Here is a 13,737-nt window from a genome sequence, read left to right on the forward strand (position 1 = left end):
AGCGCTGCGCGCCACATCGACGCCGCTGAATTTGCACCAGGGCACGGCCCAGTTCTGCAGATGCAAAAGACCAGTGCGGTGAAGGACAGTAGCCCGAAGCGGCCTCTGCGGCTTCGCCGGAAGGAATCCGTAGCGTCCCTTTAATGGGCTCGGCCGGATCAAGGTGGCTAACCCCGCGCGACGTTGTCGCGCTATCTACCCAGTTCGACTGATGTGCCTATCAGCCCTGCAGAGGGTGGTTTACGCGCGTCCATGGACGGGCAGAGCCACAGTTTACTGAATAGCGTCATGACCCGCGGAAGCGAGAGCTCCCCCGGTGTCTGTGCTGCAGCCCAGCCAACCTGGATAATTCAAGGACACCATGATGATTGAACCCATTTTGCTCACTGCAGCCCGCCTCTGTACCTTCAATCAGCACAAGCAGCTGACCAATGCCAGCAGCTTTTTCTTCGCCCGCGACGAGCGCCTGTTCCTCGTCACCAGCCGGCACGTGATGATTGATGCGCAGAACCAGCACTTCCCGGATCGTATTGAAATCGAACTGCATACCGACCCGGACAATATCGCCCAGTCCATCGGCATCTCGATCCCACTCTACCGCGACGGCGAAAGCCTGTGGCGCCAGGGCCTGGACTCCACTGGCGAGATCGATGTGGCAGTGATCGAACTGGATCGCGCCGCCTTGCCCGCAACCGCGTTCTACCGTGCCTTTACCCCTGCACACCTGTATGGCCCGACCGCCGAGGTCGAGGTCGGCACCTCCCTGCTGGTGGTCGGTTTCCCCCTGGGTTTCCACGACACCCTGCACCACATGCCCGTGGTGCGCCAGGCGGTGATCGCCTCCTCGTTCGGCTTGCGCTTTCAGAGCAAGGGCTACTTTCTCAGCGATGCCCGGACGCACCGCGGCATCAGCGGCGCGCCCGTGGTGACGCGGGTCGCCAATACTCCAGAGAATGGCCTCGGCGACCTGCCATGGATGCTCCTGGGCGTGCACTCGGCCCGCCTCGATGTGGGCACCCGCGACCTGCAACTGGACGAAGCACTCGGGCTCAACTGCACCTGGTACGCCGACATCCTGCTGACCCTCACCGAGAACTGAGAACTCTCGCCTAGCGCGGCCGCCTGCAAATGCCCGCGACGGCATTGCACCAGGTGAAAAGCAGAGTCCTTTAGCTCGCTAAACTCCCCCGCCTTTCACGCAGCGAGCCTTGCCGCGAACGCCTCAAGGCAGTCTCGCGACGGCGCTCGATCACCCAGACAGAGCAGTCCCCCGGCCCATGCATACGCTCGGTATTACCGAAGCCGGATAAACCCGGGCAGGCCGAGAGGGATTGCCGCGGGTTTATGGGGTGTTACCAAGGAAGCCGAACTCAGCCCGTGGCCAGTGCCACGTCGACGATCTGCTGCGCCTCGCCAAGAATCCGCTGCAGGTGCGCCGGGTCGCGGTAGCTCTCGGCGTAGATCTTGTAGATGTCCTCGGTACCCGATGGCCGCGCGGCGAACCAGCCGCCAGCGCTGATCACCTTGATCCCGCCCAGCGCCGCGCCGTTGCCCGGCGCCTTGTCGAGCACCTGGGTGATCGCATCGCCGGCCAGCTGAGTGCTGTGCACCTGCTGCGGCGAGAGCTGGCTCAAGGCTTTCTTCTGCACGGGGGTGGCCGGCGCATCGACGCGGTCGGCCACTATCTCGCCGAACTCCTCGGTCAGGCCGCGATACAGTTCGCCCGGGTCGCGAGCGCAACTGGCGGTCATTTCCGCGGCCAGCAGGGCCAGCGCCATGCCGTCCTTGTCGGTGGTCCAGACGCTGCCGTCACGGCGCAACAACGTAGCACCGGCGCTTTCCTCACCCGCAAAGCCCAGCGAGCCGTCGAACAGGCCACCGGCGAACCACTTGAAGCCGACTGGCACTTCCAGCAGCGGCCGACCCAGACGGGCACTGACCCGATCGATCATGGCACTGCTGACCAGGGTCTTGCCCACTGCCGCTGAAGCGCTCCACTGCGGGCGATGCTGGAACAGGTAATCGATGGCCACGCTGAGAAAGTGGTTGGCCGGCAGCAAGCCGACGCTGGGCGCGACTATGCCGTGGCGGTCGTAGTCGGTGTCGCAGGCAAAGGCGATGTCGTAGCCATCCTTGAGGCCGATCAGCCGTTGCATGGCGTGGCTCGACGAAGGGTCCATGCGGATCTGACCGTCCCAATCCAGGCTCATGAAGGCGAACTGCGGGTCTACGACCTGGCTGACCACATGCAGATCGAGCCCATACTGCTCAGCGATACGCGACCAGTAATGCACGCCCGCACCGCCCAGCGGATCGACGCCCATACGCAGCCCGGCCGCGCGGATCACCGCGAAATCGATCACGCTGCCCAGGTCACCGACATAGGCCGCCAGGTAATCGTGCTCATGGGTAGTCGGCGCCTGACGTGCCTGGGCCAGCGGCATGCGTTTGACCTGCTTGAGGCCACCTTCGAGCAAGGCATTGGCGCGGTTCTGCACCCAGTTGGTGATGTCGCTGTCAGCCGGGCCGCCATTGCACGGGTTGTATTTGAAGCCGCCGCTGTCCGGCGGATTGTGCGAAGGGGTGATCACGATGCCGTCGGCCAGGCCCGTGGCGCGCCCCCGGTTGTGCACCAGAATGGCGTGGGATATCGCCGGGGTCGGGGTGAATTCGCCACCGGCGGAAATCATGGTCTGAACGCCATTGGCGGCCAGCACCTCCAGCGCCGTGTCGAGCGCTGGCTGCGACAGGGCATGGCTGTCTGCGCCGATATACAGCGGGCCGTCGATGCCCTGCGCTTCACGGTAATCGCAGATCGCCTGGCTGATGGCGAGCACGTGGTACTGGTTGAAGCTGGAGGCCAACGAACTGCCGCGGTGCCCCGAGGTGCCGAAGGCCACGCGCTGGGTGGCCACGCTGGGATCGGGCTGCAGATCGAAGTAAGCGGCCAGCAGTTGTTCGATATCGACCAACATCTCTGCAGGCGCCGGCTGGCCGGCCAAAGGATGGATGCGTGAACTCAAAATTGTCTCCCTGAATAACGTGTACAGCCCCTAGCCTAACAGGCGCCGACACAATCGCCGACCGCCCCGCCGCCGCTCAATCCCTTTTAGCCAACCAGAGCCACGGGGAAATCTGCGGCAGATCTTCGCCGCGCCCTCGACATAGCGCCGCTGCCCAGCAGTTGGTCGTCGACCAACTGCTGGGCAGCGGCGGGTGTAAATCTCTCCGGGTGTCGACGGCAGCTGAACGGCTCCCCCCTGATACCGTTAATCATCAAACTAACCGCAGAGCACTCGATGCCAGGTATTGCGGTTCACGCCGGTGCCCAACAGTCGCGCTGAAGAACGTACTTGCGCCGTAAGGCTGCATCAGCAATGACCCTGATTTCCGGCGGCTAAGTGCGCCACCGCACAGACGATTCGTCTCGCCATGGACATCGTGACAATCGCACGACAATTGATTTTTTGCGGGCGGTGCAATTCATGCCGAATGCCCGAACAGGAAAAGATCAAGTCCCCAATTACTGCCCTGCCGAACCGCCAACCCAGAACGGTGGCCCCCAGGACTACGTCCGGGTTAACAACAGTTCATGGCAACAACGCGGCGAAAGCACAACCCACTGCACTGCTGATCCCAGTGGAGAAGCAACATGCCCTTGCACCCATGCAAAAACGCTCTCACAGCCGGCTTCGGCTTTGCCATAGTCGCAACAATAAGCAACATAGTCGGCGCGCAGCCACTCTCTCAGGACGTTGCCGATGCCCGGCAGGAAACCCAAGTCTGGAAAGCCTATGCGCTGAATCCACATTTAAGCGCTGACGCCCTTGAGGTGTCCGTGCTCAATGGCAAGGCCACCCTGAGCGGCGAGGTAGAGACCGCCGCCAACAAGACGCTGGCCAAAGCCATCGCGCTGAGCGTCCACGGAATCGTCGCCGTGGATAACCGGATAGTGGTGCAAACGAAGCTGATCGAGGTCGACAGCCAGGTCCGGGCTGGCACCGAACAACCTGACAACGGCCGCTGGATCAGCGATCCAGAGCAGTCGGCCTTCTTGCACACCAACGGTACAAGTCCCCCCCTTACTCCGCTTGACCGCGGCACAGTGAGAAAGCCGGGCGACAGGCCAGCCAACCGCGCCACATTTTCCACGGCGCAAGAACGGCCACGGCCCTTGCCCGAACTTAAAAGTCTTTATCCTGATGCATTCAGGTTTTAGTTCAGCGGGTGATCGCTGATGGCGCTGTTGCATGCTGTAGGCATAGGCTCGCTATGCCATGGAGATGGTTCAAAGGAGTGAATACGACATGGCCAATCGAATCCTGATCATCAGCGCTGACGCCGCTGATGCAGCGGTGTTGCGAGAGGTACTGGGCAAGGCCAAAGACGGTCTATTCATCATCGAATGGCTGACCTGTCTTGCCGATGCCCTGGAAAGGCTCAACACCGGCGATATCGACGCGATCCTGACGGCGCTCTCGCTGCCTGATTGCCAAGGTCTGGAGACTTTCGACAAGCTGTTCGCCCTGGTACCCCACACGCCCATCATGGCCCTCTGCGAAGCGGATGAAGACCTCGCGGAGCAAGCGGTACAACGGGGCGCACATGGCTACCTGGGAAAAGGTCATCTTGGCAGTTACCTGGTCGCGCAATCGCTGCGTAACATCATCCAGCGCAGTGCCGTCAGGGAAAGCATCTTGATAGAAAAGGCGCGCGCCGAGACCACCCTCAACTCGATCAGCGATGCGGTCATCGGCACGGACCTGGCAGGCAATGTCGACTACCTGAATGTGGCGGCCGAGCAGATGACTGGCTGGTCTCGGCAGGAAGCTGGCGGCCGCCCCATCGCCGAAGTAATGCATATCGTCAACAGTACGACGCGCAAGTTGGTGCACAACCCGATCAAGCGGGTACTCGAGCAGGGCAAGCCGCAGACCCTGGCCGCAGGTACGATCCTGATCAAACGCGATGGCAGCGAAGCCATGATCGAAGACTCCGCCGCGCCAATCCACGACTCCAGCGGAAAGATCAGCGGCGCCGTGATCGTGTTCCATGACATCAGCGCCGCGCAGGCGATGACCGTGAAAATGGCCCACTTGGCGCAACATGACTTCTTGACCAATCTACCCAACCGCCTGCTCCTCAATGACCGTATCGAACAAGCGATAACCTTGGCCGAACGCCACGGCACCAATCTCGCCGTACTTTTCCTCGACCTGGACAACTTCAAGCACATCAACGATTCACTGGGCCACGCCATCGGTGACCAACTGCTGCAATCGGTTGCTCAGAGCCTGTGTGCTTGCGTACGTAGCTCCGACACTGTGAGTCGCCTGGGGGGCGACGAGTTTGTGGTGCTGGTCGCGCAAGAGCATCAGGCTGAATACGCCGCCCTAACGGCAGAAAAGATCCTCAGTTCACTGGCAAGGCCACACCACATTACGGCGCATGAACTGCACGTGACGACCAGTATCGGCATCAGCATTTATCCAAGCGATGGCCTGAACGCAGAAAGCTTGATCAAGCATGCCGACACCGCGATGTACCGGGCCAAGGAGCATGGTCGTAACAACTTCCAGTTTTTCAAGAATGAGATGAACGTCCACGCGCACGAGCGGCAACTCATCGAAGGCCATTTACGCGCGGCCTTGGAGCGGCAGGAGTTCGTCCTGCATTATCAACCCAAGGTTAATCTGCTTAGCGGCACGATCATGGGTGCGGAGGCACTGCTGCGCTGGAACCACCCGCAATGGGGGCTGGTTTTGCCCAGCCGTTTTGTGTCGATTGCGCAAGAGTGCGGCCTGATTGTGCCAATTGGTCGCTGGGTGCTAGGCGAAGCCTGTGCCCAGGCCAAACGCTGGCAAGACGTCACCGCGCGGGCCACACCGGTTGCAGTCAACCTCTGCGCAGAAGAGTTTCGCCATCAGGATTTCGTTGCAGGCGTTCACGCCATCTTGAGCGACAGCGGATTGGCGCCTGGCAACCTACAACTGGAAGTGAGCGAAAGCGTCCTGATGCGCGATGCCAAGGGCAGCATCGCGATACTCCATCAACTCAAGGAGATGGGCATCCAGACTGCGGTGGACGACTTCGGTATCGGCTGCTCTAGCTTGAGCTACCTGAGTCAGTTCCCGATCGATTTCTTGAAAATTGACCAGTCATTCGTCCATGCCATTGGCTCAACGAAGGGCAATAATGGCGCAATCATCCGTGCCGTAATCGCCATGGGTGCCAGTCTCAATCATCGAGTGATCGCCAAAGGCGTCGAGCAGCAAGCACAACTGGCATTTCTGCAAGAACAGCGGTGTGAGGAAGGACAGGGCCACTATTTCGGCCGGCCGCTGGTTGCAGAGCAGTTCTCCAGACTTCTGCAGACGGGCCTTGGCACAACGCTCTAGGCAATGCTGCAGAAGTCTGTTGTACCAAGCGAACCGAGACCTGCGGCCTACTTCAGCAACTGCGCGTAGTCATCGATGGCCGCCTCGTAACACTCGCAAGAGGCGGCCTCTAGCCCTTTGCGGTCGAGGATGCTGATCTCGCCACGGGTGTAGTGAATCAGGCCGCGCAGCTGCAAGACACCTGCGGCGACGGTGACGCCACTTCGGCGCACCCCGAGCATGTCGGCCAGGTATTCGTGGGTAAGGTAGAAGTGATCGGCGTGCGCGCGATCATGGGTCATCAGCAACCAGCGTGCCAGACGCGGTTCGATTTCATGGAAATGGGTGCAGGCGGCGGTTTGCGACAGCTGCGCCATCAGTACATACAGGTAGCGGTTGAGTGTGCGCAGCAGCTCCGGACACTCCTGCAGCTCGCGACGAAAATGTGCAGCGTTGATCCGCAATACAGTGCCGGCGCCCTGCACCACCGCGCGCATCGGCACACTGTTCACGCCCAGAACCAGGGTCGCGCCGAGCATGCCTTCATTGCCGATCAGGCCCATTTCCAGTGGCTGATGATCACGCAGCGTGGTCACCAGCGAGATAAACCCGGTCAGCGGAAAGTACAGGTGGCGTAGGGTTTGCTCCGGCTCGCAGAGGATGGTGCCGAACACTAGATCGACTGGCTCGCAGCACTCCAGGAATCGTTGCGACTCCTTGTGCGGCAAACTTGCAAGCAGCTGGTTAACCACGGGAGCCTTGATTGCTGCTGACATTCCTGCGTCCTGCAGCACGAGAAAGTCGGGAAGCGACACAGGAAAGGTGCCGAACAGTCCCGATTCGGCAGTCTGATAGAGCAACGCTGGCTTGTCTGTTCGCTATGGTACGGATGGCGCTAATACCTTGATTGGCATGGAATATGGTGTGCTGCCCAACCCATTAACCCAGCGCCACCGCTTGCACCGCAAAGGGTAGCAGGCGATCCGTTTCCTTCTTTACCACGGCATAGCACTCGCAGCTCATCAGCTCGAGCATGGGTCGGTTGATCACCTTGATGCGCCCGCGACTGTATTCGATCACCCCTGATCGATGCAGCTTGCCAGCCGCCTCGGTGACGCCCTCGCGGCGCACGCCCAACATATTGGCGATCAGTTCCTGGGTCATGACCAGATCATTGGTTGGCAAGCGATCGAGCGACAGTAGCAACCAGCGACAGAGTTGCTGGTCAATCGAATGGTGGCGGTTACACACCGCCGTCTGCGCCATTTGCGTGATCAGCGCCTGGGTATAACGCAGCATCAGGTGCAGCATCTCGCTGTAGCGATTGACCTCATCCTTGAACTGCCGCGACGGCAGTCGATACGCGTATCCGGCGCTTTGCACGATGGCACGGCTGGTGGTGCTCTCGCCGCCCATGAACACGGCGACGCCAATAAACCCTTCATTGCCGACGACGGAAATTTCCGCCGACGCACCGTTCTCCATCACGTAGAGCAGCGAGACAATCGAATCGGTTGGAAAATACACGTGGCTCAAGGTATCGCCGGACTCATACAGGACCTTGCCCAAGGGCAGTGGCACCAGCTCCAGCTTAGGTTGTAAGCGATTTTGAACGTCCAGAGGCAAGGCAGCCAAAAGATGATTTTTCTGTGGTGTTGCGGACAACTCAGGCATCTCACACTCTATAAATGAGGGGGGACAGAGCCACCCCTCAGGATCAGCTTATCGGTATTAATAGATAGGGTTATATGTACGCTGTCGAACATGGTGGCATATAGTGGCACCATGCCATCTGTGCGCTATCGCACATAGCGTGTCGAGAACTGCGGGGCTCACATTGACGGCGTCAATCGATACGCGGCGCAGAAGGCAGCGCTTTCACAGCCGGCCCATCAACAGCAGTACCAGCACGATGATCAACACCAGGCCCAAGCCGCCAGTGGGGGCATAGCCCCAGCTCCGGCTATGCGGCCAAGCGGGTATTGCCCCCACCAGCATCAGAATCAGTACGATTAACAGAATCGTTCCCAAGCTCATGACGATCTCCTTGAATGGTTCACGCTCACCGCCACGAGCCATGTCGATCTGCGCTGAACGACTATGGTCGAATGTTCTCGACCGGCACCGGGCAGCTTGAACGGATTACGCAATCAGTTCGGTGCGTTATCGAACATAGCCGTCATCCCGTGACGGGCGCCGAACGCTGTCCTCTCTGTTGAATATGGCGTCACGACGATCCTTTTGCGTGTACATTCAGGCGAATGTAGCGTTTCGACGGCCATCCGGCTGCAGCGCGAGACACCTTGCCGCGAGGATGGCCAATGCAAGCTGCGTATTGCTGGAAGCGGTGTATCACGGCAATCCTCAGCCTGGCGCTGAGTGCTTGCAGCTCACTGCCAACCCTCACGCCCGATATGGCGCGCCGTGATGCGCCGCCAGTACAACTCGACGGGCCACGTGGGCCACTCTCGTCCGCGCGGAGCAAGGCCATTCTCGATCGACTGCAGGCACGCGGTGTCGAGACCAACATCTTCAACCTGCACCTGGCGGTCGAAGAAGCCATCGTCGGCAGCCCCCTGACCATCGACAACAAGGTCGAACTGCTGCAGGACGGCCCCGACACCTATCAGGCAATGATCAACGCAATCGACGCCGCACTCGATCACATCAACATGGAAACCTTCATTATCGAAGATGACGAGGTCGGCCAGCGCTTCGCCGACGCACTGATCGCCAAGCAGCGGGCCGGTGTGCAGGTCAACCTGATCCGCGACAGCGTCGGCACCCTCGGCACACCGAGTACGTTCTTCTCTCGCCTCAGCGCCGCCGGTATCCAGGTAATGGAGTTCAACCCGGTCAACCCACTGACTGCCAAGGCCGGCTGGTCGGTAAACCAGCGCGACCATCGCAAACTACTGATCGTCGACGGGCGTATCGCCTTTCTCGGCGGCGTCAACATCAGCAGCGTCTATTCCGGCGGCTCCTTCAGCCCGCAATCGATCGATCGCCCCGACGCTGCGCTGCCCTGGCGCGACACCCACCTGCAGCTCGAAGGCCCGGTGGTGGGCGAGCTGCAAAAGCTGTTCATCGAAACCTGGGAAAAGCAGCAAGGCGCCCCCCTCGCCCCACGCGATTACTTCCCGGTCAGCCAGCATCAGGGTAATGATGTGGTACGAGCGGTCGGCAGCTCGCCGGACGATCCCTACAGCCTGATCTACGTCACCCTGATCTCGGCGTTGCACAGCGCCCAAAGCGAAATCTGGCTGACCAACGCCTACTTCGTGCCCGATCCACAGCTGCTCGCGGCGCTCAAGCAGGCGGCGGCGCGCGGCGTCGACGTGCAGTTGATCCTGCCCAGCAGCACCGACTCCTGGCTGGTATTGCATGCCGGCCGCGCCTACTACAGCGAATTGCTCAAGGCCGGGGTCAAGCTGCACCAACGCCGCGATGCCTTGCTGCATGCGAAGACCGCCGTGATCGATGGAGTCTGGTCGACCGTCGGCTCGACCAACCTTGACTGGCGCAGTTTCCTGCACAACCAGGAGGTCAATGCGGTGGTACTCGGCACAGATTTCGGCGGCAAGATGCGCGCCGCCTTTCTCGCCGACCTGGATAAATCGGAGCAGATCACCCTGGGAAAATGGCGGCGCCGCCCCCTCGACGCGAGGGTCAAGGAATTGCTCGGGCGCCTGTGGGAATACTGGTTGTGAGGCGTTTCCGGCCTGCCAACGCAGGCTGTTTGCAGTGGATTCGCGCGGTCGTGCTGTTGGCGCTGCTGATTGCCGCGCAGGCCTACGCTCAGGACCCGGAATCACTCAAGGCCCGGCATGCCGCCCTGGCTGAACAGCTGGGCGACAACCCGTTCCAACGCCCGCTGCATCTCGAGTCCCGGCAAACAGAAGACACCTTGCATGGCGATATTTACGCCGTGATCGAGCAGCCCTATGCCGTGGTCGGCCCGGCGTTGCAAGGCAGCACGCACTGGTGCGACATCCTCATCCTGCACCTGAATGTGAAAAGCTGCCGCGTCTCATCGGCTCCGGATGGTGAGGTCCTGCGCCTCCATATCGGCCGCAAGTTCGAGCAGGCGCTGGCCGATGCCCACCTGTTCGAGTTTGCCTACCGGGTCGCCACGGCTACGCCCGACTTCCTGCAGGTCCTGCTGGATGCCCCCGATGGACCGCTGGGCACCAGCCGCTACCGCATCAAGCTCGAAGCAGTGGCACTCGATGACCGGCGCAGCTTCCTGCACCTGTCCTACTCCTATGCTTACGGCTTGGCGGCCAGCGTCGCCGTGCAGAGTTACTTGGCGACGCTGGGACGCAACAAGGTGGGTTTCAGCATCCTTGAGCGCGACGCCGAGGGGCAACCCGTCTACATCGGCGGCATGCGCGGGGTGATCGAGCGCAACACCATGCGCTATTACCTGGCGATCGAAGCCTACCTGAACGCCCTGTCGGCGCCGCCAGCGACGCGCCTGGAAAAACGGCTGAACCTCTGGCACAGCGCTGTCGAGCAATACCCGGCGCAACTGCACGAACTCGAGCTTGGCCAATACCTGGAGATGAAACACAAGGAAATCCAGCGCCAGCAGGCCAACGCGGCCAGCGAATGAGCGCCAAGGGCTGTTTCAGCGCGCCCCTTCTACTGCGAGTTTGCGCAAAAAAACCGTCTAAGATGGCCCGGCCAAACCGCTGGTGCCTGGCTGACCGCTGGCTGCCCGCGACCACCTGAACCTACGGAAACGCCGCATTGGATCGTCTGACACTGGAACGCCGGCAAGTCTGGGTTTACCTGGTGGCCATCATCGCCGGGCTGCTGCTCGGCAGCCGGTGGCCGGGCCTCGCCCCGACCCTGGAAGCCCTGCTCTGGCCGACGCTGCTGGTGCTGCTCTATGCGACCTTCGCGCAGGTGCCGTTGCTGCACTTGCGTGCAGCCTTCGCCGATCGACGCTTCATCAGCGCCTTGCTGGTCGGCAACTTCCTGCTGGTGCCGTTGCTGGTCTGGAGCCTGCTGCACTGGGTGCCGGATGATCCGGTACTGCGTGTCGGGGTGCTGCTGGTGTTGCTGGTGCCCTGCACCGACTGGTTCATCACCTTCACCCAGCTGGGCGGCGGCGATGTGCCGCGCGCGGTGGCCGTGACGCCGATCAACCTGCTCCTGCAATTGCTGCTTCTGCCCGTCTACCTGTGGCTGCTGGCAGACGCACAGCTGGCCAGCGTACTGGCACCCAAGGATGTGCTGCCGGCACTGCTGGTCGTGCTGGTGCCCCTGCTGCTCGCCGCCCTTAGCGAGCGCTGGTTCGAGGCGCGGCCCGAACGCGATGCCCTGCGCCAGCGCCTGGCCTGGTGGCCGGTGCCGCTGCTGGGCCTGGTGGTGTTGCTGATCGCCGGCGCACAGGTGGCAGCGGTGCAGGATGCACTGGAGCTGCTGCCGGTGCTGGTGCCGGTGTTCATCGCCTACCTGCTGGCGGCAGCACTGATCGCCAAGCTGCTGACGCGGGCCTGGCAGCTACCCGCCAGCCACGGCCGCACCCTCGCCTTCAGCCTGGGCACGCGTAATTCCTTCGTGGTGCTACCCTTCGCCCTGAGCTTGCCGCACGGCTGGGAAGTGGCGGCAGTGGTGATAGTCGTGCAGTCAGTGGTCGAACTGTTCGGCATGCTGGGGTATCTGTGCTGGCTGCCGCGCCGGCTGTTTCGCTAGCAGATCCTCTCAGGGCACCTTGTGGCCGCGCGCCGCTTCGGCCAGGTAGAACCAGGTCGGGGCGTCCAGTTGCAGCGCCGCTCCGCTCAAAGCCTCTTCGATCCGCGACCAGCGCAGGCTGCCGAGAATCGGCCGCGGGCTGCCGGGCAAACGGCGCAACCAGGCCAGGGCGACCTGGTTGGGGGTTGCTTGCAAGGCATCCGCCACCTCGGCCAGGGCCTGCTGCAAGGCTGGGGGAAAAGCACCGCCGGCCAGCGGCGACCAGGCCAGGACCTGCAAGCCATCGCCCTGCATGGCCTGCAACTGGCCATCCCAGGCGGCGTGCTGGACCATCAGCGACAACTCGATCTGGTTGCAACGCAGCGGCAACTCGCGGCCCAGGCTTTGCCAGTGCAGCGGCGCGGCGTTGGACAGCCCGAGCCAGCCGACCTTGCCGCTCTCGACCAGGGCCTGCAGGGTACGCACCACTTCATCGGCGCACAGCAATGGATCGGGACGATGCAGGAGAAAGCCATCCAGGCGCTCGACGCCCAGACGCGTCAGCGAAGCCTCGACTGCGGCGGTCAGATAGGCCGCGCCGGTGTTGTAGTGCTTGACCCGCCAGCGCGAGCCGTCCAGCAGCGCCGGGACGATGTCGGCCTTGCTGATCAGTTGCAGCTGGGAGCGCAACTGCGGACGCAAGCGCAAGGCCGCGCCGAAGTGCGCTTCGCACTGGCCCAGACCGTAGATGTTGGCGTGATCGAAACCGTTCAAGCCCTGCTCGACGCAGCGCTCGACAAAGCCCAGCAGGGCCTGTGGGGTCGCCAGCTCGGGATAATCGAGCAGGCGCATCATGCCGAGCAGCAATGGCTGCTCGATCGGGGAATGGGTCATGGGGGAGGCTCGATCGCGATTAATCGCAGTGGCGCCGTGCGAACTGCAGGGCGCAGCGTGCTGATTCGAGGGTGCGCCTGGCCTGGACGGCCCCGCGCGCCCTCTTACTGGGTCAGTTCAGTAGTTGCAGGGCTTCGGCGCTGCATTGTTGAATGCGCGCCCAATCGCCCTGTTTGACCCACTCACTGTCGAACATCCAGGTACCGCCGACGCACATCACATTGGCCAGCGCCATGTAACGCTGCAGGTTGCCGGGGTTGATGCCGCCGGTGGGGCAGAACCGCACATCGGCAAAGGGACCACCGAGGGCCTTGAGCGCCGCGGCGCCACCGCAGACTTCTGCGGGGAACAGCTTGAAGCGGCGATAGCCGAGGGCATAGCCGAGCATGATGTCCGAGGCACTGCTGGTGCCGGGCAACATTGGCACTGGGCTGTCCAGGCTGGCCTTGAGCAATTCGGCGGTCGAGCCTGGAGTGACGATAAACTGCGCCCCGGCCTCCTCGGCGGCGGCGAGCATCTGCAGGTCGAGTACGGTACCCGCGCCCACACAGAGTTCGGGCCGCTGCTCGCGCAGCAGGCGAATGGCGGTGAGGCCATGCACCGAACGCAAGGTGATCTCCAGTACCGTAAGGCCACCGGCCGCCAGCGCATCGGCCAATGGCAGGATGTCCGCCTCGCGGGCAATGGTGATCACCGGCATGATCCGCGCACGGGCACAGAGGCTGTCGATCTGGGCGATTTTTTCGGCCATGCGGGCGTGCTGGCTGTTGTCGTTAGTCGTCAT

General features: G+C 62.0%; 12 protein-coding genes. 6 read left to right on the forward strand and 6 right to left on the reverse strand.

The window, feature by feature from the left end; translation table 11 throughout:
• The first annotated feature begins 364 nt into the window (after positions 1–364).
• On the forward strand, positions 365–1,099 hold the full coding sequence (locus LJY18_RS15705; RefSeq protein ID WP_238042742.1) for a S1 family peptidase: 735 nt from the start codon (positions 365–367) through the stop codon (positions 1,097–1,099).
• A 271-nt stretch (positions 1,100–1,370) separates the two neighbouring features.
• Here LJY18_RS15705 and pgm read toward each other — a convergent pair whose 3' ends face one another.
• Positions 1,371–3,023: a phosphoglucomutase (alpha-D-glucose-1,6-bisphosphate-dependent) gene (pgm, locus tag LJY18_RS15710; RefSeq protein WP_269137848.1), complete on the reverse strand. Its 1,653-nt coding sequence runs from the start codon at positions 3,021–3,023 to the stop codon at positions 1,371–1,373.
• A 629-nt stretch (positions 3,024–3,652) separates the two neighbouring features.
• On the opposite strand from pgm, the gene LJY18_RS15715 reads away from it, so the two are divergent.
• Together LJY18_RS15715 and LJY18_RS15720 are read left to right on the forward strand one after the other, a co-directional pair.
• Positions 3,653–4,219 (forward strand): BON domain-containing protein, encoded by a 567-nt coding sequence (locus LJY18_RS15715; RefSeq protein ID WP_238042743.1) that lies wholly within the window; start codon positions 3,653–3,655, stop codon positions 4,217–4,219.
• A gap of 88 nt (positions 4,220–4,307) precedes the next feature.
• Entirely contained in the window at positions 4,308–6,398 is a 2,091-nt protein-coding gene (locus LJY18_RS15720; protein WP_238042744.1) for a putative bifunctional diguanylate cyclase/phosphodiesterase, read from the forward strand.
• A 47-nt stretch (positions 6,399–6,445) separates the two neighbouring features.
• On the opposite strand, the gene LJY18_RS15725 is transcribed toward LJY18_RS15720, so the two are convergent.
• The 3 genes from LJY18_RS15725 to LJY18_RS15735 all read right to left on the reverse strand — a co-directional run bounded on the left by LJY18_RS15725 (position 6,446) and on the right by LJY18_RS15735 (position 8,414).
• Positions 6,446–7,153 (reverse strand): Crp/Fnr family transcriptional regulator, encoded by a 708-nt coding sequence (locus tag LJY18_RS15725; RefSeq protein ID WP_238042745.1) that lies wholly within the window; start codon positions 7,151–7,153, stop codon positions 6,446–6,448.
• Positions 7,154–7,316: 163 nt separating this feature from the next.
• Positions 7,317–8,051: a Crp/Fnr family transcriptional regulator gene (locus tag LJY18_RS15730; protein ID WP_238042746.1), complete on the reverse strand. Its 735-nt coding sequence runs from the start codon at positions 8,049–8,051 to the stop codon at positions 7,317–7,319.
• Positions 8,052–8,255: 204 nt separating this feature from the next.
• Positions 8,256–8,414 carry a DUF3309 family protein gene (locus LJY18_RS15735; RefSeq protein ID WP_238042747.1) on the reverse strand — a complete coding sequence of 53 codons (159 nt, stop codon included), beginning with the start codon at positions 8,412–8,414 and terminating at the stop codon, positions 8,256–8,258.
• Between the two features lie 284 nt (positions 8,415–8,698).
• Here LJY18_RS15735 and cls point away from each other — a divergent pair, with 284 nt between their 5' ends.
• From cls to LJY18_RS15750, 3 genes are all read left to right on the forward strand, one after another.
• The gene (cls, locus tag LJY18_RS15740) at positions 8,699–10,087 is read left to right on the forward strand and encodes a cardiolipin synthase (protein WP_238042748.1); all 1,389 of its coding nucleotides are present in this window, start codon (positions 8,699–8,701) and stop codon (positions 10,085–10,087) included.
• Between the two features lie 29 nt (positions 10,088–10,116).
• The gene (locus tag LJY18_RS15745; protein WP_238042749.1) at positions 10,117–10,992 is read left to right on the forward strand and encodes a hypothetical protein; all 876 of its coding nucleotides are present in this window, start codon (positions 10,117–10,119) and stop codon (positions 10,990–10,992) included.
• Between the two features lie 137 nt (positions 10,993–11,129).
• Positions 11,130–12,080: a bile acid:sodium symporter gene (locus LJY18_RS15750; protein ID WP_238042750.1), complete on the forward strand. Its 951-nt coding sequence runs from the start codon at positions 11,130–11,132 to the stop codon at positions 12,078–12,080.
• A 9-nt stretch (positions 12,081–12,089) separates the two neighbouring features.
• On the opposite strand, the gene LJY18_RS15755 is transcribed toward LJY18_RS15750, so the two are convergent.
• Both LJY18_RS15755 and LJY18_RS15760 read right to left on the reverse strand, forming a co-directional pair.
• A complete protein-coding gene (locus tag LJY18_RS15755) occupies positions 12,090–12,953 on the reverse strand; it encodes an aldo/keto reductase (RefSeq protein ID WP_238042751.1) in 864 nt (287 codons plus the stop codon).
• A 112-nt stretch (positions 12,954–13,065) separates the two neighbouring features.
• Entirely contained in the window at positions 13,066–13,737 is a 672-nt protein-coding gene (locus LJY18_RS15760; protein WP_238042752.1) for a bifunctional 4-hydroxy-2-oxoglutarate aldolase/2-dehydro-3-deoxy-phosphogluconate aldolase, read from the reverse strand.

It is taken from the genome of Pseudomonas sp. MMS21 TM103 (assembly GCF_022132145.1).
GTDB lineage: Bacteria > Pseudomonadota > Gammaproteobacteria > Pseudomonadales > Pseudomonadaceae > Aquipseudomonas.